The organism is Arthrobacter sp. NPDC055138 (assembly GCF_053607305.1).
In genome coordinates this window covers 1-16,025 of record NZ_JBSGTH010000001.1, presented here as the reverse complement: position 1 = coordinate 16,025, position 16,025 = coordinate 1, and the positions used below count along the sequence as shown (strand labels likewise).

Sequence of the window (16,025 nt, the reverse complement as noted above, 5' to 3'; positions counted from 1 at the left end):
AGATAGTCGCTGTAGAGACAAACAGAAGCTCCGCATGCTGTACTGAAAGTGTGTTGAACTCCGACGTCGCCCCGCAGCGCTTGGCAGCGCAGCCGGCCGCAGGAGCCAGCGAGGTCTTCCAGCTGCTCCGCGATGGCCAACCACGCACCCGCGCCGAACTGGCGCAGCTGACCGGCCTGGCCCGTTCCACGGTGACAGCCCGCGTGGATGCGCTGATGCGGGTAGGGCTGATCGCGCCCGTAGGCGGAGCGACCTCGACCGGCGGCAGGCCGCCGTCGTTGTTTGCGCTCAATCCGGCCGCACGGCTGGTGGTCGGAGCGGACCTCGGTGCCACGCACGCGCTGGTGGTCGTAGCCGATCTCTCCGGCGCGGTGCTGGCCGAAGAACGCGCCGAACTGAGCATCGCCAGCGGCCCGGACAGCGTGCTGGGCTGGCTCTGCGATGCGGTGGCGCGGCTGCTGAGGGAAGCCGGCCGGAGCGCGGCGGACCTGGGCGCGATTGGCATCGGATTGCCCGGGCCGGTCGAGCATGACACGGGTCGGCCGATCAATCCGCCGATCATGCCCGGCTGGGACCGCGTGGACGTCCCCGCGCTGGTGCAGCAACACTTCAAGGTGCCGGTACTCGTGGACAACGACGTGAACATCATGGCGCTGGGCGAGCAGGCCCTGGCCTGGCCGGACACCGCTGACCTGATGCTGATCAAGGTGGCCACCGGGATTGGCGCCGGCATCATCTCCTCGGGCCAGCTGCAGCGCGGCGCGCAGGGCACCGCCGGGGACCTGGGGCATGTGCGGGTGCCCCGCGGTGACGGCGTGGCCTGCCGCTGCGGGAACACCGGCTGTTTGGAGGCGTTGGCCGGCGGACCGGCGCTGGCCGCAGCGTTGACAGCGGAGGGGAAGAAGGCCCACAGCAGCCAGGACGTGATCGACCTGGTGCGCTCGGGCGACCTGCAGGCAATCCAGGCCGTGCGCCAGGCCGGCCGGGACATCGGCGACGTGCTGGCCACCTGCGTGAACCTGGTCAATCCCTCCGTGGTCGTGATCGGCGGCCGGCTGGCGCAGGCAGGCGAGCACCTGCTGGCGGGGATCCGGGAAGTGGTCTACCAGCGCTCGCTGCCGCTGGCCACCGAGCACCTGCGGATTGCCCCGTCCGTGGCCGGACAGCGTGCGGGTGTGCTGGGGGCCGTCTCGCTGGCGATCGGCCATGTGCTTTCGCCCGAGGCGATCGAGGCCGCGGCGTCGGCGTGACTGCCGGCTTTAGCCCCCATGGTCTGAAGTTATCGTTTCGCAACCTGCTGGGGCCCCCGCGCCTGCAGATAGGTGGCTAGCGTGAGACAAACGCTCATCCATTGACGGCAGGGGAGTCATGCGCACATTGGTCAACGTGGCGGCCGGTGCCGTTGCACTGCTGGCGCTGGCCGGCTGCGGCGGCGCCAAGCCAGTGGTGTCCGCAATGGCTCAGGTGCCTATCGCGGAGGACAAACTTCCTACGCACGTCAACCTGGGCCCTGAAGCGGATCCGGACAGCGCTCGGCTGCTGGCCGAGCAGGACGACTATGCCTTCTATGCGACCCGGGCGGACCCTGACGGCTTTTGCGTTGTTATCGTCAACCGTCAGGTGGACTCAGACTGGGTGACCGGCTGTGCGACCTCATTGCCACTTCACTTCAATCCCCGGGGCCAGAGCCCGATCAAGGTCGCTGGTCCCGCCGGTGTCATAGCCAAGCTTGCCTTAGACGGCTACGACGCGACCGACGACCTGGCCGCCGGCTGGGAGCAGTTGCACCCGAACCTGCTGGTCGTTGGACTCTAGCCATCTACTCGCTCAGGTAGCTCTCCAGCTGGTCGGCCAACTCTTTGGGGTGGCTGAGCGCCACGCAGTGGCAGCCGGGGATTTCGTCCGGGACAATGCCCAGCCGCTCGGGCACGATCCGGCGGAACAAGTCGGCGGGAAAGAAGCGGTCGTCCTTGCACAGGATGAACTTCGTCGGCACGTCCGGGTGGGCCTCGAGCGGCCAGGCCTTGTCCTGGGAGGCTTCCGACTGGCCGCGTTCAAAGCTCAGCGCCTTCTCGGCCAGCTCGCGCGGGACGCCGTTGTAGAAGCAGATGAACGGGTCATCGTTGCCGGTAAGTCCGCCGTCCTTGGCGGCCTGCTGCTTGGCAGCTTCGCCGTATCCGGTATTGCTCCACCAGTCCGCCGGCCGCTCACCGGGGGCCGGGACCATCGCCGCAAGGTAGACCAGCAGCTTGACCGGCAGCCGGGCGGCGATCAGCGGCGCGGTAAAACCGCCAAACGACTGGCCGACCACCACCAGGTCCCGCCGGTCGCCGATCTCCGCGACCACCGCGTCTGCGGTTTCGTCCAGCCCTTTGGTTTCGTCCTCGCTGGGCAAATCGGGGGCGACCACGTCGTGTCCCCGGGAACGCAGTTGGGCCTTCACCAAATGCCAATACCAGCCGACGTCCCCGGCCCCGTGAATGAACACAAAGGTGGCCATCTGTGCAAACCTCCCCTAGCTCGCGTGGCCCCGATTATGACAGGAACGGCGCCGACGGTCACTGGTGCGGGTACATAGGGCGCCTGGAAGCAACGAAACTCTGCGCCGGGCGTGCCAGCGTCACTGATTCGGAACGACGCAGTGGCAACCCCATAGACTGGGAATCATGACCCAGACTTCTGCGGCCGATCCAGCGGCCGACCGCGCCCGCCTGCTCGAACTGATCAAGGAACTGGCCGTGGTGCGCGGCAAAGTCACACTGTCCAGCGGCGCCGAGGCCGATTACTACATCGACCTGCGCCGGGTCACCCTGCACCACGAAGCCTCCCGCCTGGTCGGCAGGGTCATGTTGGCCATGCTGGATGAGGCCGGCATCGAGTTCCAGTCAGCCGGCGGCCTCACGATGGGTGCCGACCCGGTGGGCACCGCGCTGATGCACGCCGCGGCAGACGCCGGCCGCACAGTGGATGCTTTTGTCGTGCGCAAGGCGCAGAAGTCCTACGGAATGGGTCGCCAAGTTGAGGGTCCCGACGTGAGGGATCGCTCCGTCGTCGTACTGGAAGACACCTCCACTACCGGCGGTTCCGCCCTGACCGCGGTGGAAGGCGTGCGCAACGCCGGCGGGCAGATCACTGCGGTGGCCGTCATCGTGGACCGCGACACCGGCGCCAAGGAACGCATCGAGGCCGAAGCTGGCGTGCCGTATCTGTTCGCCTTCGGCAAGGACGAGCTGGGTCTGGACTAGCAGCGGCAGGCAGCTCAGCAAACTCATGGATGTACGCAGGAACAAGGCCGCCCGCCAACTGCGCCTGGCCAGCGACCTGCACCGGGTCTCGCGGCGCTCGTTCCTGATCGGCGCGGCGTTCGGCCTAGGCACCGCCGCGGACCTGGCGGCCACCCGCGCCATTCAGGGCATGCGCAATGAAGCGCAGATCCTCACGCTGGCGGATGAGCGCGCGGACCGCCGCTTCCCGCGCTCCAGTTGGGTAGTGTTCCCCGGGTACAAGACCAGCTGGGAGGAGGGGCTGTGGATCCTGAACTCGCTGCGCACCGGCTTGACGGAGCGCGGCCGGCTGGCGGTGGCAGGCTACTCGAACCGCGGACTGGACCTGGCCGAACTGACCGAGGTGCTGCAAAAACACATCCAGGACAACAAGCTACAGAAGCTCTACTTCTACGGGCACAGCTTCGGCGGCATGGTGGCGGTGGAGATGACCGCCCGGTTGCGGGCCAAGGGCTACCCGGTGGAGCTGATCCTGATGGATTCGTCCCCGTACAGCCGCTTCGACGTGCTGGACAAGACCATGTTCGAAGGCGTGGTGTTCCTGTACGAGGCCGGCTACCGGGTCCCAAGTTATCTGCGCGGGGGATACGAGCTGGGCGAGCGGATTGTGCACAAGAACGAACGCAGCTGGCGGCAGATCGTGGAGCAGACCATGGAGCAGTTGTCCCCGCTGGCAGTCTCCAGCACGCTGATCCAGTCGCAGTCTTCGTACATCTACCATTTCGACGCGCACCGCTTCAGCCACAGCATCGGCGAGACCAAGATGGCGTGGATGGGGAACCCGGGCGATCAGACGATCAACTACACCACTGCCCGGCGCAGCTGGCTGGTGAACTACGAGGCGAACTTCCTGACCAACAACCTGGTGACTGAAGGTGCACGGCCCGCCCACGCCAGTCCGCAGTGGAATTCGGCGATCTACGTGCCGATCATCCAGCAGGTGGAAAACGACTACTTCCCGCTGCCGGTGGCTGGAATGAAGGCGCAGTTCTTCTAGTTCCGGGCCGCCGGCGCCCTGGGGCGGGCCGCTCGCTATACGAGCGGAATCAGGTCTGCCACCGAGTCGAAGGATTGGTTCGGCCGGAACGGGAAGCGGGACACGTCGTCGGGCTGGGTGATGCCGGTGTAGACCAGCACGGTGTGCAGCCCGGCCTCCATGCCGGCGACGATGTCCGTGTCCATCCGGTCGCCGATCATCGCCGTGGTCTCGGAGTGGGCATCAATCTGGTTCATGGCCGAGCGGAACATCATCGGATTGGGTTTGCCCACGATGTACGGCATGCGGTTGGTGGCCTTGCTGATCAGCGCCGCGATGGCTCCGGTTGCCGGCAGCACGCCTTCCGTGGACGGGCCGGTGGCATCCGGGTTGGTGGCGATGAAACGCGAGCCGGCCAGGATCAGCCGGATGGCCTTGGTGATGGCTTCGAAGGAGTAGGTTCTCGTTTCGCCCAGCACCACATACTGCGGGTCCCGGTCGGTCAGGATGAAGCCGGCCTCGTGCAGAGCCGTGGTCAGTCCGGCCTCGCCGATCACGTATGCGCGGCCGTGCCCCTCCGACGAGGGGGTCTGGTTGCGCAGGAATTGGGCAGTGGCCAGCGCCGATGTCCAGATGTTCTCCTCGGGCACCTCCAGCCCGGCCTGATGCAGCCGTGCGGCCATATCCCGGGGAGTGTAGATGGAGTTGTTGGTCAGCACCAAGAATCGCTTGGAGGTGTCAACCCAGCGCTGGATCAGTTCCGCTGCGCCCGGGATAGCGGTGCTCTCGTGCACCAGCACGCCGTCCATGTCGGTGAGCCAGCACTCGATATCGGCGGGCGTGCGGGTCTTTTGCTGGTGCATGGTTCCCTTTCGTGCGGTGGTGCGGTTGGGTACCGGGGTCGGCGCTGGCCCAGGTGCAGTGCGGGCCGGGGGCGTGGGCCCAGGAGTGCCCGGCGAGTGCCGGCGGGACGGCGCTTCCGGCCTCAGTCTGTCACCTAGGCTTGTGGGGTGGAAAAAAACGCAGGCGAAGACGAGGCCGGACAGCCGTTGACCGACGGCCGGACACCGGGATTGGACATTCCCGTAGCCGCCCCGAACGCCCCAGGGCTGGAACCCGACGCTGCTGGGACCGACTCGAACGTGGCGGTAGCCGCCCCGGACGCGGCCGGAACCGGCGCCGCGGAGGTGAGCATCGGCGTCGGGCCCTGGGAAGGGACGCTGCCGGAGGGCGACCACTGGGACCCGCAACTGCTGGCCGACGGCGACCGCCGCAACGTGACGGACCAGTACCGTTACTGGAAGCACGACGCGATCGTCGCGGACCTGGACTCCCGCCGGCACAATTTCCACGTGGCCATCGAGAACTGGCAGCATGACCTGAACATCGGCTCCGTGGTGCGCTGCGCCAATGCCTTTTTGGCCAAGGAAGTGCACATCATCGGACGGCGGCGGTGGAACCGGCGCGGGGCGATGGTTACCGACCGCTACCAACATGTCCGGCACCACCCCACCGTGGACGACTTCGTGGCCTGGGCTCAGGGCGAGGGGCTGCGGATCATCGGGATAGACAACTTCCCCGATTCGGTGCCGCTGGAAACCTACGATCTGCCCGAGAACGCCGTGTTGGTCTTCGGCCAGGAAGGTCCCGGACTGACGCCCGAGGTCCACGCCGCCGCCGACGCCACGCTGTCGATCGCCCAGTTTGGCTCCACCCGCTCGATCAATGCCTCCGCCGCCGCGGCCATCGCCATGCACGCGTGGATCCGCCGCCACGTCTTTGCGCAGCCGGTGGGGGCGCCCGGGCCGTAAGCACGCGTGCGCGGGGCGGGGCGGGCCCGCGGTTCGCTTCGCTTAGCTGGCCCGGAGGCTCAGCCTCGCGGAGCCATGGCGGCTCGGCCCGGAGTAACTTCCCACGTATGGCAGTAACGTCCCATGTTTGGGGCTATCCACAAGCCCCTGAGGTGCGGAAACGTTGAAGGCGCTGTCCACATTTCAGCGGTAGCTCCGGGTCAGCTGTCCACATTCAGTAGGAACTGTCCATGTCTTGGCTGTCCACAGGCCTCTGACCTGCGGCGATGCTCAGGGCCCCGCCAAAACGTGGACACCGATGGCTTGGCCGGGGGTGATGTAGTCGTGGGAGTTCGGGGCGGTCATGTTCTTGCCGCCGGGGCCCGCGGGCCGTCGCGGTCAGCCGAGCAGGTCCAGCAGGGATCCCGCGCCGACGGCCCGGGCGCCGAGCCCCTCGGCCCGTTCGCGCAGGCCGCGGTCCGACGTCACCACGGTCACCGACGCTTCGGGGTCGGCGCCGAACGCCTTCTGCACCTGGGCCACGATCTCGTCGTCGCCCGATCCGGCCGCGTGCACCACCTCTAGTCGCACACCGCGGCGGTGCGCTGCCGAGGTCTGGTCCGCCCCGCCGTCGTCGCTCGGGGAAGCCGAATGCGAGGCGGAGCCATCCGGGGAAGGTTCCGCCCCGCCGTCGTACTTAAAGGGACCTTCCGGGGCGGCATCCTTCGCAGCACCTTCCAGCACGACGACGGTGCGCGGCCACACGGTACCGGCCGGCACCGCCAGCAGGTCGGCCGGAAGCCCCGGTTCCAGCGCGGCGCGCAGCGAGGCCAGCAGGCGGCGGGCGGCGCCGGCACGGTCCTTCCACCAGCCGTCCGGCCGGGAGCCCACCACGTTCGCGGCGTCGATGACCAGCAGCGGCGGGTGCTCCAGCAGGGTGCGCAGCCGCGGCCAGGCCTCGCCGAAGTGCGGATGCAGCGGCAGGTTGTCCACCTCGTGCAGCGGCACCCAGGCCAGGGCAAGGCTCTCGGCGTCGGTAATGGCCGGTTCGAAGGGGCGCACGGTCCGGGCGGCCGCGGTGGTGTAGGTCCAGAAGCCGAGGTCGAGCACCGAGGTGAACAGCGGCGCCAGTGCGTCGACCGGGACGTCGGCCTCCTCGTTCGCCTCGCGCAGTGCGGCGTCCACTGCCAATTCGTCCTGATGGCGCGCGCCGCCCGGGATTCCCCACGTGCCGCCGAAATGGCTCCACTGGGCCCGGTGCTGGAGCAGGATGCCGCGCTCGCGGTCCACCGCCAGCAGCCCGGCCGAGCCGAACCGGCCCCACATCCGGGTGCCGTCCGGTCCTTCCACCCAGGCGTCGCCGGGATCGCGCGGACCGTGGAACGGCGGCGGGAATTCAGTCATGGTCCCAGCTTGCCACGACCGGCTATGCCGCGGGGGAGTGCCGTGCGGCGGGTGCACGGGGACAGCAGGTTCGTTCCGAGGACGGAGTGCCTCGTCGGGCCGGCGGGGTCCGGATCCCGTCGGATCCCGCCGGAGCCGGCAAGTGAAAGCGACAGCGGATGTAACCCGGCTTCACAGACGCCTGCCCGGATCCGGCGGGATGGCAGCAGCCTGGGGGCGTCTCGAACCTACGGCCCTTACGACTCGAAGCCGCTCCCCGGATGCGACTCGATAGGATGGGCCCAGAGGCAACGCCTTCGAATCCGTATCGTTAGCCAAGGAGTCAGCATGCCCGTTGCAACCCCTGAGATCTATGCCGACATGATTGACCGCGCCAAAGCGGGCGGCTTCGCCTACCCGGCGATCAACGTCACCTCTTCGCAGACCCTCAACGCAGCCCTGCAGGGCTTTGCCGATGCCGGATCCGACGGCATCATCCAGGTGTCCACCGGCGGTGCCGCGTACTGGTCCGGCTCCGGTGTGAAGGACATGGTTGCCGGTTCGCTGGGCTTCGCCGCGTTCGCCCGCGAGGTGGCCAAGAAGTACCCGGTCAACGTGGCGCTGCATACCGACCACTGCCCCAAGGACAAGCTGGATAGCTTTGTGCTGCCGCTCTTGGCGGAGTCCGAGGCGGCCGTGAAGCGCGGCGAAGACCCGATCTTCCAGTCGCACATGTGGGACGGCTCGGCCGAGACGCTTGAAGAGAACCTCAAGATCGCCGAGGACCTGCTGGCCCGCACCGCCGCGGCCAAGATCATCCTGGAAGTGGAAATCGGCACCGTGGGCGGCGAGGAAGACGGCGTCGAAAACGAGATCAACGAGAAGCTCTACACCACCGTGGACGACGGGCTGAAGACCATCGAGGCGCTGGGCGCAGGGGAGAAGGGCCGCTACATCACCGCGCTGACCTTCGGGAATGTGCACGGCGTCTACAAGCCCGGCGGCGTGAAACTGCGCCCGGAGCTGCTCCAGCAGATCCAGGCCGAGGTCGGCTCGAAGGTCGGCAAAACTAACCCGTTCGACCTGGTCTTCCACGGCGGCTCCGGCTCGACCGAGCAGGAAATCGCCGACGCCGTCTCCTACGGCGTGATCAAGATGAACGTGGACACGGACACCCAGTACGCCTTCACCCGCCCGGTGGCCGGCCACATGTTCGCCAATTACGACGGCGTTCTGAAGGTCGACGGCGAAGTGGGCAACAAGAAGGCCTACGACCCGCGTGTCTGGGGTGCGGCCGCCGAGAAGTCGATGGCCGCCCGCGTGGTGGAGGCGGCCCAGCGCCTTGGCTCTGCCGGAAAGTCGGTGAAGTAAATGACCGAGCCTTTCCGCACTAACCTGCTGGGCCCCGAGCCGACCTATCTGCCGGAAGAGACCGACGTCCTGGCCCGCCTGGATGCCGGCGACGAAGCGGTGGATCTGGCGGCGAAGTTCCCGTCCTCCTCGCTGGTGTGGGCGATCCTGGCCGATGAAGCCTACGCCGAGGGCCGGACCGTCGAGTCTTACGCCTACGCCCGGGTGGGTTACCACCGCGGCCTGGACTCGCTGCGCCGGGCCGGCTGGCGCGGCGCCGGACCAATCCCCTGGGAGCACGAACCGAACCGCGGCTTCCTGCGCGCCCTCTACGCCCTGGGCCGGGCCGCCGGTGCCATCGGCGAGGCTGAAGAAGTGGACCGAATCGGCAAATTCCTGACCGATTCCGATCCCAACGCCACGGCGGCCATCGAAAGCGCCTGAGGTGCAAATCGGTTGGTTAGAAAACGGGAGTTGGCACTACGCCAGCTCCCGTTTTCTCACCAATGGATTTCATGCTGGCTTGCTTTAGCGGCGGCAGTCGCGCTGTCTATTCCTCGTCCCGGTCCGCAGCGTCACGTGATTCCGGGTGGCTGCCGACGTCGCCCGGCGGCCGCGGGCGGAAGACCAGTCCGGACTCCGGCGCGTAGGCGAACCAGCCGCCCGCGCCGGACGTCTCGTCCTCGGCCTTCAACAGGGCCAGTTGTTCCCGGTCGTCGCGCTCGGACGCGGCTCGCTGGCCGAATGCTGCGGTTGCTTCCGGAGAGCCGGGGCCCCTGCCTCTGAACCGGCGAACTCCTGCGCCGTTCTCATAGGACCGGAACTCCACCTCGAAGTCTTCGCCCAGCTCCCCGGCGACCTGCTGCGCCAGTCGGATACCGTCCTCGGTGAATTGGGCAGCCAGTTCCGGGGCCCGCCATTCCACATCGACGAGGGCATCGTAGTAGCCCTGTTCCCAGCGCGTGAGGTCTCGGATCAGCCGCTCGCTGAGGCCGCACTCCGCGTAGTCGACCGGCCCATCAAACCACAGCACCGTGTCTGCGTAGTCCGGGAACATCCGAACAGCGGGAACCTTGTCTTCGGCCCAGTCCATGCGGGGAATCTACCACTGAATCAGCACGCAAAGACCGCTGCCCCTCCCCGTCTGGCCCTTTCGCGGCGATGCGTTGTTAGGCATGATGGCGAGATGGAACCCGCAGCCAGTGACGCACCAGCCGCAGCAATGAGCGGGGCCGAAGCGTGAGCAGATCCGAGACCATCGAGCAGTATCTCCGCCGTCTCGGGTCGAACGATCCGACGCCGGGTGCGGGCGCCGTCGGGGCGATCCATGCAGCACAGGCGGCGGCGCTGATCGGGATGGTCGCGAACTTTTCCAAGCCGGCGGCGAACGGCCCAGGCGGTTCGGCATCCGCAGCCGGCCACGGCGGTTCCGGAACGTCGGAAACGGACCTCGAAGCCATCCTGTCCGAGGCGGACGAGCTGATGCGGACAGCAATGCAAGAGGCGGAAGCCGACGAAGAGAAGTTCCAGCGGGTAGTCGAGTGCTACAAGTTTCCGTCCGGGACCGACGGAGAGCGGGCCAAGCGAAGCGCGGCGATCCGCGAGGCGCTCGTCGAAGCGACACTTCCGGCGAGGGCCCAGCTGGACCTGGCCACCGCCGTCGTCCGTCTGGGCGAGGAACTGCTCGATGTCTGCAAAGCCGACCTCCTCAGCGACATCGCAGTGGCGGCCGAGGCGGCACGCGCCGCCGCGGCCACCGCGCGCATTACGGTGGAGGCCAACTTGGCGTCGATCGCGGAGGAGTCCCTGCAGGAGTCTCTCCGGGAACATACGCAGAAGGCGGACCGGGTGGTGGGCCGGGCGGAGGAGCTGTCCGCGCTGGTACGGCAGCGCGTACTCAAGTAGCCGCGAGGCCCGCCGCACAACCGAGCCGCCTAGCCGCGAGCCCCCGAAAGGCACCCGGCCCCGGCCGTTGCAGCTAGTCCTTCTTGCTGGCGATCTGAATCAGGTTGCCGCAGGTGTCGTCGAGGACGGCGGTGATGACCGGTCCCATGTCGGCGGGCTTCTGGATGAACTCCACGCCCAGCGCGGTCAGGCGCTCGTATTCGGCGTGCACATCGTCCACGCCGAAGCTGTTGAACGGGATGCCGTCGGCCACCAAGGCTTCCTTGAACGGCTTCACCGCCGGATGCCCGGACGGTTCCAGGAGCAGTTCCACCCCGTCCGGGGCTTCCGGAGAGACAACCGTCAGCCAGCGGTCGGCGCCGAGCGGCACATCATTCTTGAGTTGGAAGCCCAGCTTGGTGGTGTAGAACTCGAGCGCCTTCTGCTGGTCGTCGACGAAAATGCTGGTGGTGGTGACAATCATGGTTCTTCCTTCGTGGTGGTGGACTGCGGGATACGAGTAAGCCATTCCCGCGCGGCGGCCAGCGGGGCAGGGTCCAGATGGTGCACGGTGGTGCGCCCCCGGATGGTGGACGTTACCAATCCGGCCTCGCGCAGAATGGCCAGATGCTTGGTGACAGCCTGGCGGGAGATCTCCAGGTGGTGCTTGTTGATCAAGCCCACGGTCAGCTGGAAGAGCGTCTGGTCGTTGGTTGCGGCCAGCTCCTCCAACAGGATCCGCCGCGTCGGATGACCGAGGGCTTGGAAAACAGCATCCATGCCTCTACAATACGCAACCTTAAGGTTGCCAGTCCAGTGGCTGCGTCCGGCATCGCAAGCTAGGGCCGGTGATCAGCCCTGGCTTACGGCCGGAAAGCCAGAGCACGATCCGCCGAGCCTGTGGCCGAAAGTCAGCCGGCGACCAGCCCGGGCCTTCCGCAGCAGCGGTTGGGAAGGGATGATGCAGATATGGGTGCGAACACTGCGTTCACGGTCACCGAGCAGGTCTACGTTCCGCCGGCACGGGCGTGGGCACTGTTGACCGACTGGGCTGCCGCGCCGGCCTGGATGCCGGGGGTGAGCGAGATGCACGCCGAAGGCCCTTTGGTTACTGGCCAAACCATCGACTTCCACTCCCAAGGGCATGACCGCAGCTGTACGGTGAGCGAGCTCGACGTCGGCCGCAGTATCACCATCGCTTCCTCCCAGGGGGACGTGCAGGCGTACTACCGCTACGAGTTCGACGGCGATGGCGGCGCCACCCGCCTGACCCTCACGGCCGACGTCGTCATCAGTGAGGAACTGGCCGGCATGGCAGATCAGATCCGCGCGGAGCTGGCCGAGGCGGACTCCGGGCAGCTGGCCGGTTTCAAACGCTTCGCGGAGGCCGCGCCCTGATCCGGTGCTGCCGTGTGCCCCGCCGCAAGCTCAGTAGAATCGACTGCTGGGACCGTTTGAAAGGACTGTGTTGGCCAAGCTCTACTTCCGCTACGGGGCGATGAACTCCGGCAAATCCACCGGGCTGCTCCAGGTTGCGTTCAACTACGAGGAGCGCGGGCAGCGCGTGCTGCTGGCCAAGCCGAACCTGGACACCAAGGGGGACAGCAAGATCGTCTCCCGGCTGGGCATGGCCCGGGATGTGGACTTCATGATCCCGCCTGGCGAGTCGGTGCGCGAACACTTCGGCCGGGTAGCTGCCGGCGAAGATCCGGATGCCCTGCTGGAGCGGGTGGACGTCCAGCCGGTGGCCTGCCTGCTGGTGGACGAGGCCCAGTTCCTGGAGCCCGAGCAGGTGGACGACCTGTTCCGCATTGCGGTGATGGACAACGTTCCGGTGCTCGCTTACGGCATCCGGACCGACTTCCGCACCCAGGCCTTCCCCGGCGCTCGCCGGCTGCTGGAAATCGCCCATACGCTGGAAGAACTGAAGACCATCTGCCGATGCGGCCGCAAGGCCGTGTTCAACACCCGCCGGGTGGGTGGGGACATTGTTTTCGACGGCGAGCAGGTCGCCATCGACGGCGAGGACGTATGGTACGAATCGCTCTGCGGGACCTGCTATCTGGAGGCCTCCGGCGGCACACTGTAGGTCCGAGGAAGGCCCAGCCGTTCTGCCAGCCCCATCGCGTTGAACGGCGCGTGGACCTTGGCGTCGTTGTCGAAGTACAGGTACGCGTCCCGGCCCGCGCCGTCAGGACAGCCGGAGCCGGACAGCCAACCGCCGACCGCCGTCGCCAGCCGGTCCAGATCCGAGTCCGGATAGCCGCCGGCATAAAGCTCGTCCTTGCCGTGCAACCTGACGTAAATGAAGTCCGCGGTGATCTCGTGCAGCATCGGCCACTTTCCGGCGCTGTCCGCGAGCACCAGGGCTGCGTTGTGCCGACGCAGTTGGTCGTAGAACTCCTCAGTGATGAACGTGGTGCTGCGGATCTCGACGGCGTGGCGCAGCGGGCGGTCGGCAGCGTCGCCGGGGATCCACGTCCGGTCCGTCATCAACTCGGTGTGCTCGGCGGCCAGTGCCGCGGCCGCCTGCGTGCTCCCGGGCAGTTGGGCCAGGAACTTCTCCATCACGCCGGCGTCGTAGGTAGCGCGTTCCGGCAACTGCCACAGGAACGGGCCGAGTTTGTCGCCGAGCCCCAGCACGCCGCTGGCATAGAAGTTGGCCAGCGCCTCGCGGACGTCCTTCAGCCCCTTGAGGTGCGTGATGTAGCGGCCGCCCTTGACCGAAAAGACGAAGCCCTGCGGAGTTTCCTCGTGCCATCGGCGGAAGCTGGAGGGCCGCTGGAGCGAGTAGAAGGTGCCGTTGATTTCCACCGAGTTCAGGTGGCCGGAGGCGTACTCCAGTTCGCGGTGCTGCGGGAGGCCTTTGGGGTAGAAGGTGCCCCGCCACCGCGGATACCGCCAGCCGGAAATTCCGATCCGGGCCACCGGTTGAGAGACGGCCATGTCCGGCAGGCTACCCCGCCGCGCCGCCGCAGGCCAGAGCGCGGTGGCCGTGAAGACTGCAGCCCCGGTGGTCTGTGGAAGCCGGAGCCCGGTGGCCCGCTGCCGCCCCGCGGGCACCGATTCCGGGCCGCGCAGGCCCATCGGCTAAACTTGGTGGGTAAGAGCCCCAGATACTCCGCGTGGAGTGCGGGGCGTTCTCATGCGCGGCAGCGGCTCCTTCTTGTACAGACTGTCCGGGGCTTCCGCCGCATCGAATGGGGGAGGATCCCATGCCAGCAATTGTGATCGTCGGAGCCCAGTGGGGCGACGAAGGAAAAGGCAAGGCAACCGACCTGCTCGGCGGCCGCGTGGATTACGTGGTCAAGCCGAACGGCGGCAACAACGCGGGCCACACCGTCGTCGTCGGCGGGGAAAAGTACGAGCTGAAGCTGCTGCCGGCCGGCATCCTGTCCCCCAACGCCACCCCGATTATCGGCAACGGCTGCGTGGTCAACCTGGAAGCCCTCTTCGAGGAGATCGACGGACTCGAAGCCCGCGGTGCCGACACCTCGCGGCTGCGCGTCTCCGCCAACGCCCACCTGGTGGCCCCGTTCCACCAGACGATGGACAAGGTCACCGAGCGCTTCCTCGGCAAGCGGGCCATCGGCACCACCGGCCGCGGCATCGGCCCCGCCTACATGGACAAGGTGGCCCGGCTCGGCATCCGCGTGCAGGACGTCTTCGACGAATCGATCCTGCGCCAGAAGGTCGAGGGCTCGCTGCGGCAAAAGAACGAACTGCTGGTCAAGGTCTACAACCGCCGCGACGTCCACGTGGAGGAAGTGGTGGAGTACTTCCTCTCCTTCGCCGAGCGGCTGCGCCCCATGGTCATCGACTCCACGTTGGTGCTGAACCAGGCGCTGGACGAGGGCAAGGTAGTGCTGATGGAGGGCGGCCAGGCCACCTTCCTGGACGTGGACCACGGCACCTACCCGTTCGTGACCTCCTCCAACCCGACCGCCGGTGGCGCATCCGTAGGCTCGGGCATTGGCCCCACCCGGATCAACCGCGCCGTGGGCATCATCAAGGCCTACACCACCCGCGTTGGCGCCGGTCCGTTCCCCACCGAACTGTTCGACGACATGGGTGAATACCTGCAGAAGAAGGGCGGCGAGTTCGGCGTAAACACCGGCCGGCCGCGCCGCTGCGGCTGGTACGACGCCGTGCTGGCCCGCCACGCCTCCCGGGTCAACGGGTTCACCGACTACTTCGTGACCAAGCTGGATGTGCTCACCGGCATCGAGCAGATCCCGGTCTGCGTTGCTTACGACGTGGACGGCGTCCGGCACGACGAAATGCCGATGACCCAGACCGAGTTCCACCACGCCAAGCCGATCTTTGAGTACTTCGACGGCTGGACCGAGGACATCACCGGTGCCAAGACGCTGGAGGATTTGCCGACGAACGCACGCAACTACGTGCTGGCGCTGGAGAAGATGTCCGGCACCCGGTTCTCTGCCATCGGCGTCGGCCCGGACCGCGACCAGACCATTGTGATCAGGGACCTGATCTCGGAGTAAGGCACAGCAGACAACGACGGCGGGGCGCGGCTTGGCGCCGCATGTCACCTGCCGTCTGGGGGTGGCGTAGCGACCGTCGAACGGCAAGGAAGGGCGCGGACAGCGATGTCCGCGCCCTTCGCCGTAGGTACGGCTGTTCAACGCCGGCTCGAAAGTGGGACCTGCATCGAGGTCGAGTCATTCAGGAAAATGCCGTCGACGACGCGGCTTGCGGAAGCGAGCCGCCCGGAATCAACCGATCCTCTCATCTCTCCGGGCAGCTGGATCCGGAAGGTGTGCGTGTCTCGGCCTGGCTAGGTTCCTGCGGCGGACTGTATTGGGTTCGGCCAGCTGGTGTTGCGGAGGGATCTTGTGATCGGGTGCACAGTGCGGTGGGTGGGGCCGGCGGGGGTGTCGGGTGGTTGTGCGGGGTGGTGTTGGGGGTTCGATATCCGCGTGGTGGCGGGGTTTTTGGGGTGGTGTCCGGCTGGTCGGCGGGTGTGTTGGGGCGGGTTGGGTGGGCGATTTGCCGGGAGGCGGGGAGGGGTGTATTGTTTTCTGAGTCGCTGCTGCTGAAGCAGGGAAAACAGCGGCCAATCCCCTTCAAAATACGCCAGGATTTGGTGCGTTTTTCGCGCCTGCTGGAGTGGTTTGGGGGGCCGGGATTCGCAGGCTGAATCCGCCGGGAACGGCGATTTGCAAAGGCTGCGGGAACCGGGTAAGTTAGAAAAGTTGCTCCGGAGCGATGGAGGGCCTGTGAGGGTCGTCTTGGTGCCGGGTGCTCCTGTTGTTTGAGAACTCAATAGTGTGCCAAGTTTGTTGATACCAATTATTTATTGGTTGAAGTGCCGTGGCGTGCCGCCCCTGTGGTGTG

At 66.9% G+C, this 16,025-nt stretch carries 18 protein-coding genes; 11 read left to right on the top strand and 7 right to left on the bottom strand.

Annotated elements, in window-relative coordinates; translation table 11 throughout:
* Nucleotides 1-53: 53 nt before the first annotated feature.
* On the top strand, nucleotides 54-1,250 hold the full coding sequence (locus ACWF5H_RS00090) for an ROK family protein (RefSeq protein WP_452034071.1): 1,197 nt from the start codon (nucleotides 54-56) through the stop codon (nucleotides 1,248-1,250).
* Nucleotides 1,251-1,368: 118 nt separating this feature from the next.
* The gene (locus tag ACWF5H_RS00085) at nucleotides 1,369-1,815 is read left to right on the top strand and encodes a hypothetical protein (RefSeq protein WP_452034069.1); all 447 of its coding nucleotides are present in this window, start codon (nucleotides 1,369-1,371) and stop codon (nucleotides 1,813-1,815) included.
* 4 nt (nucleotides 1,816-1,819) lie between these two features.
* On the opposite strand, the gene ACWF5H_RS00080 is transcribed toward ACWF5H_RS00085, so the two are convergent.
* Nucleotides 1,820-2,500, bottom strand: coding sequence for an alpha/beta fold hydrolase (locus ACWF5H_RS00080; RefSeq protein ID WP_452034068.1), 681 nt, complete (start codon nucleotides 2,498-2,500; stop codon nucleotides 1,820-1,822).
* Between the two features lie 166 nt (nucleotides 2,501-2,666).
* On the opposite strand from ACWF5H_RS00080, the gene pyrE reads away from it, so the two are divergent.
* The gene (pyrE, locus tag ACWF5H_RS00075; RefSeq protein WP_452034066.1) at nucleotides 2,667-3,245 is read left to right on the top strand and encodes an orotate phosphoribosyltransferase; all 579 of its coding nucleotides are present in this window, start codon (nucleotides 2,667-2,669) and stop codon (nucleotides 3,243-3,245) included.
* A 25-nt stretch (nucleotides 3,246-3,270) separates the two neighbouring features.
* Nucleotides 3,271-4,281, top strand: coding sequence for a thioesterase domain-containing protein (locus ACWF5H_RS00070; protein WP_364652234.1), 1,011 nt, complete (start codon nucleotides 3,271-3,273; stop codon nucleotides 4,279-4,281).
* 35 nt (nucleotides 4,282-4,316) lie between these two features.
* Here ACWF5H_RS00070 and ACWF5H_RS00065 read toward each other — a convergent pair whose 3' ends face one another.
* Nucleotides 4,317-5,123 (bottom strand): HAD-IIA family hydrolase, encoded by an 807-nt coding sequence (locus ACWF5H_RS00065; protein ID WP_364652235.1) that lies wholly within the window; start codon nucleotides 5,121-5,123, stop codon nucleotides 4,317-4,319.
* Nucleotides 5,124-5,402: 279 nt separating this feature from the next.
* Between ACWF5H_RS00065 and ACWF5H_RS00060 the strand changes: the two genes are divergently transcribed.
* Nucleotides 5,403-6,071 carry a TrmH family RNA methyltransferase gene (locus ACWF5H_RS00060; protein ID WP_452035287.1) on the top strand — a complete coding sequence of 223 codons (669 nt, stop codon included), beginning with the start codon at nucleotides 5,403-5,405 and terminating at the stop codon, nucleotides 6,069-6,071.
* A 378-nt stretch (nucleotides 6,072-6,449) separates the two neighbouring features.
* Here the strand turns inward: ACWF5H_RS00060 and ACWF5H_RS00055 are convergent, their stop codons facing one another.
* Entirely contained in the window at nucleotides 6,450-7,454 is a 1,005-nt protein-coding gene (locus ACWF5H_RS00055; protein ID WP_452034065.1) for an NUDIX domain-containing protein, read from the bottom strand.
* Nucleotides 7,455-7,760: 306 nt separating this feature from the next.
* Between ACWF5H_RS00055 and fbaA the strand changes: the two genes are divergently transcribed.
* Together fbaA and ACWF5H_RS00045 are read left to right on the top strand one after the other, a co-directional pair.
* A complete protein-coding gene (gene fbaA, locus ACWF5H_RS00050) occupies nucleotides 7,761-8,804 on the top strand; it encodes a class II fructose-bisphosphate aldolase (protein ID WP_452035285.1) in 1,044 nt (347 codons plus the stop codon).
* Entirely contained in the window at nucleotides 8,805-9,227 is a 423-nt protein-coding gene (locus ACWF5H_RS00045) for a DUF3151 domain-containing protein (protein WP_452034064.1), read from the top strand.
* A gap of 106 nt (nucleotides 9,228-9,333) precedes the next feature.
* On the opposite strand, the gene ACWF5H_RS00040 is transcribed toward ACWF5H_RS00045, so the two are convergent.
* The gene (locus tag ACWF5H_RS00040) at nucleotides 9,334-9,876 is read right to left on the bottom strand and encodes a hypothetical protein (protein WP_452034063.1); all 543 of its coding nucleotides are present in this window, start codon (nucleotides 9,874-9,876) and stop codon (nucleotides 9,334-9,336) included.
* Nucleotides 9,877-10,022: 146 nt separating this feature from the next.
* Here ACWF5H_RS00040 and ACWF5H_RS00035 point away from each other — a divergent pair, with 146 nt between their 5' ends.
* Nucleotides 10,023-10,688 carry a cyclodeaminase/cyclohydrolase family protein gene (locus ACWF5H_RS00035; RefSeq protein ID WP_452034062.1) on the top strand — a complete coding sequence of 222 codons (666 nt, stop codon included), beginning with the start codon at nucleotides 10,023-10,025 and terminating at the stop codon, nucleotides 10,686-10,688.
* 73 nt (nucleotides 10,689-10,761) lie between these two features.
* Here the strand turns inward: ACWF5H_RS00035 and ACWF5H_RS00030 are convergent, their stop codons facing one another.
* Nucleotides 10,762-11,151, bottom strand: coding sequence for a VOC family protein (locus tag ACWF5H_RS00030; RefSeq protein ID WP_452034061.1), 390 nt, complete (start codon nucleotides 11,149-11,151; stop codon nucleotides 10,762-10,764).
* Nucleotides 11,148-11,447, bottom strand: a complete 300-nt coding sequence (locus ACWF5H_RS00025; RefSeq protein ID WP_452034060.1) for an ArsR/SmtB family transcription factor — start codon at nucleotides 11,445-11,447, stop codon at nucleotides 11,148-11,150. Before ACWF5H_RS00025 ends, ACWF5H_RS00030 begins: the two co-directional genes overlap by 4 nt.
* A 189-nt stretch (nucleotides 11,448-11,636) precedes the next feature.
* Here ACWF5H_RS00025 and ACWF5H_RS00020 point away from each other — a divergent pair, with 189 nt between their 5' ends.
* Together ACWF5H_RS00020 and ACWF5H_RS00015 are read left to right on the top strand one after the other, a co-directional pair.
* The gene (locus tag ACWF5H_RS00020) at nucleotides 11,637-12,065 is read left to right on the top strand and encodes an SRPBCC family protein (protein ID WP_452034059.1); all 429 of its coding nucleotides are present in this window, start codon (nucleotides 11,637-11,639) and stop codon (nucleotides 12,063-12,065) included.
* A 70-nt stretch (nucleotides 12,066-12,135) separates the two neighbouring features.
* Nucleotides 12,136-12,756, top strand: coding sequence for a thymidine kinase (locus tag ACWF5H_RS00015; protein WP_452034058.1), 621 nt, complete (start codon nucleotides 12,136-12,138; stop codon nucleotides 12,754-12,756).
* Here ACWF5H_RS00015 and ACWF5H_RS00010 read toward each other — a convergent pair.
* Nucleotides 12,726-13,613 carry a DUF72 domain-containing protein gene (locus tag ACWF5H_RS00010; protein WP_452034056.1) on the bottom strand — a complete coding sequence of 296 codons (888 nt, stop codon included), beginning with the start codon at nucleotides 13,611-13,613 and terminating at the stop codon, nucleotides 12,726-12,728. The two genes, ACWF5H_RS00015 and ACWF5H_RS00010, sit on opposite strands and share 31 nt — an antisense overlap.
* Nucleotides 13,614-13,882: 269 nt before the next feature.
* On the opposite strand from ACWF5H_RS00010, the gene ACWF5H_RS00005 reads away from it, so the two are divergent.
* On the top strand, nucleotides 13,883-15,172 hold the full coding sequence (locus ACWF5H_RS00005; protein WP_127513039.1) for an adenylosuccinate synthase: 1,290 nt from the start codon (nucleotides 13,883-13,885) through the stop codon (nucleotides 15,170-15,172).
* Nucleotides 15,173-16,025: the final 853 nt, after the last annotated feature.

Excerpts from the sequence above, each read along its gene's own strand:
- ACWF5H_RS00085 (WP_452034069.1), top strand. The coding sequence starts at position 1,369 with ATGCGCACATTGGTCAACGTGGCGGCCGGTGCCGTTGCACTGCTGGCG.
- ACWF5H_RS00065 (WP_364652235.1), bottom strand. The coding sequence starts at position 5,123 with ATGCACCAGCAAAAGACCCGCACGCCCGCCGATATCGAGTGCTGGCTC.
- ACWF5H_RS00025 (WP_452034060.1), bottom strand. The coding sequence starts at position 11,447 with ATGGATGCTGTTTTCCAAGCCCTCGGTCATCCGACGCGGCGGATCCTG.
- pyrE (WP_452034066.1), top strand. The coding sequence starts at position 2,667 with ATGACCCAGACTTCTGCGGCCGATCCAGCGGCCGACCGCGCCCGCCTG.
- ACWF5H_RS00055 (WP_452034065.1), bottom strand. The coding sequence starts at position 7,454 with ATGACTGAATTCCCGCCGCCGTTCCACGGTCCGCGCGATCCCGGCGAC.
- ACWF5H_RS00045 (WP_452034064.1), top strand. The coding sequence starts at position 8,805 with ATGACCGAGCCTTTCCGCACTAACCTGCTGGGCCCCGAGCCGACCTAT.
- ACWF5H_RS00030 (WP_452034061.1), bottom strand. The coding sequence starts at position 11,151 with ATGATTGTCACCACCACCAGCATTTTCGTCGACGACCAGCAGAAGGCG.
- ACWF5H_RS00040 (WP_452034063.1), bottom strand. The coding sequence starts at position 9,876 with ATGGACTGGGCCGAAGACAAGGTTCCCGCTGTTCGGATGTTCCCGGAC.
- ACWF5H_RS00020 (WP_452034059.1), top strand. The coding sequence starts at position 11,637 with ATGGGTGCGAACACTGCGTTCACGGTCACCGAGCAGGTCTACGTTCCG.
- ACWF5H_RS00005 (WP_127513039.1), top strand. The coding sequence starts at position 13,883 with ATGCCAGCAATTGTGATCGTCGGAGCCCAGTGGGGCGACGAAGGAAAA.
- ACWF5H_RS00010 (WP_452034056.1), bottom strand. The coding sequence starts at position 13,613 with ATGGCCGTCTCTCAACCGGTGGCCCGGATCGGAATTTCCGGCTGGCGG.
- ACWF5H_RS00070 (WP_364652234.1), top strand. The coding sequence starts at position 3,271 with ATGGATGTACGCAGGAACAAGGCCGCCCGCCAACTGCGCCTGGCCAGC.
- ACWF5H_RS00080 (WP_452034068.1), bottom strand. The coding sequence starts at position 2,500 with ATGGCCACCTTTGTGTTCATTCACGGGGCCGGGGACGTCGGCTGGTAT.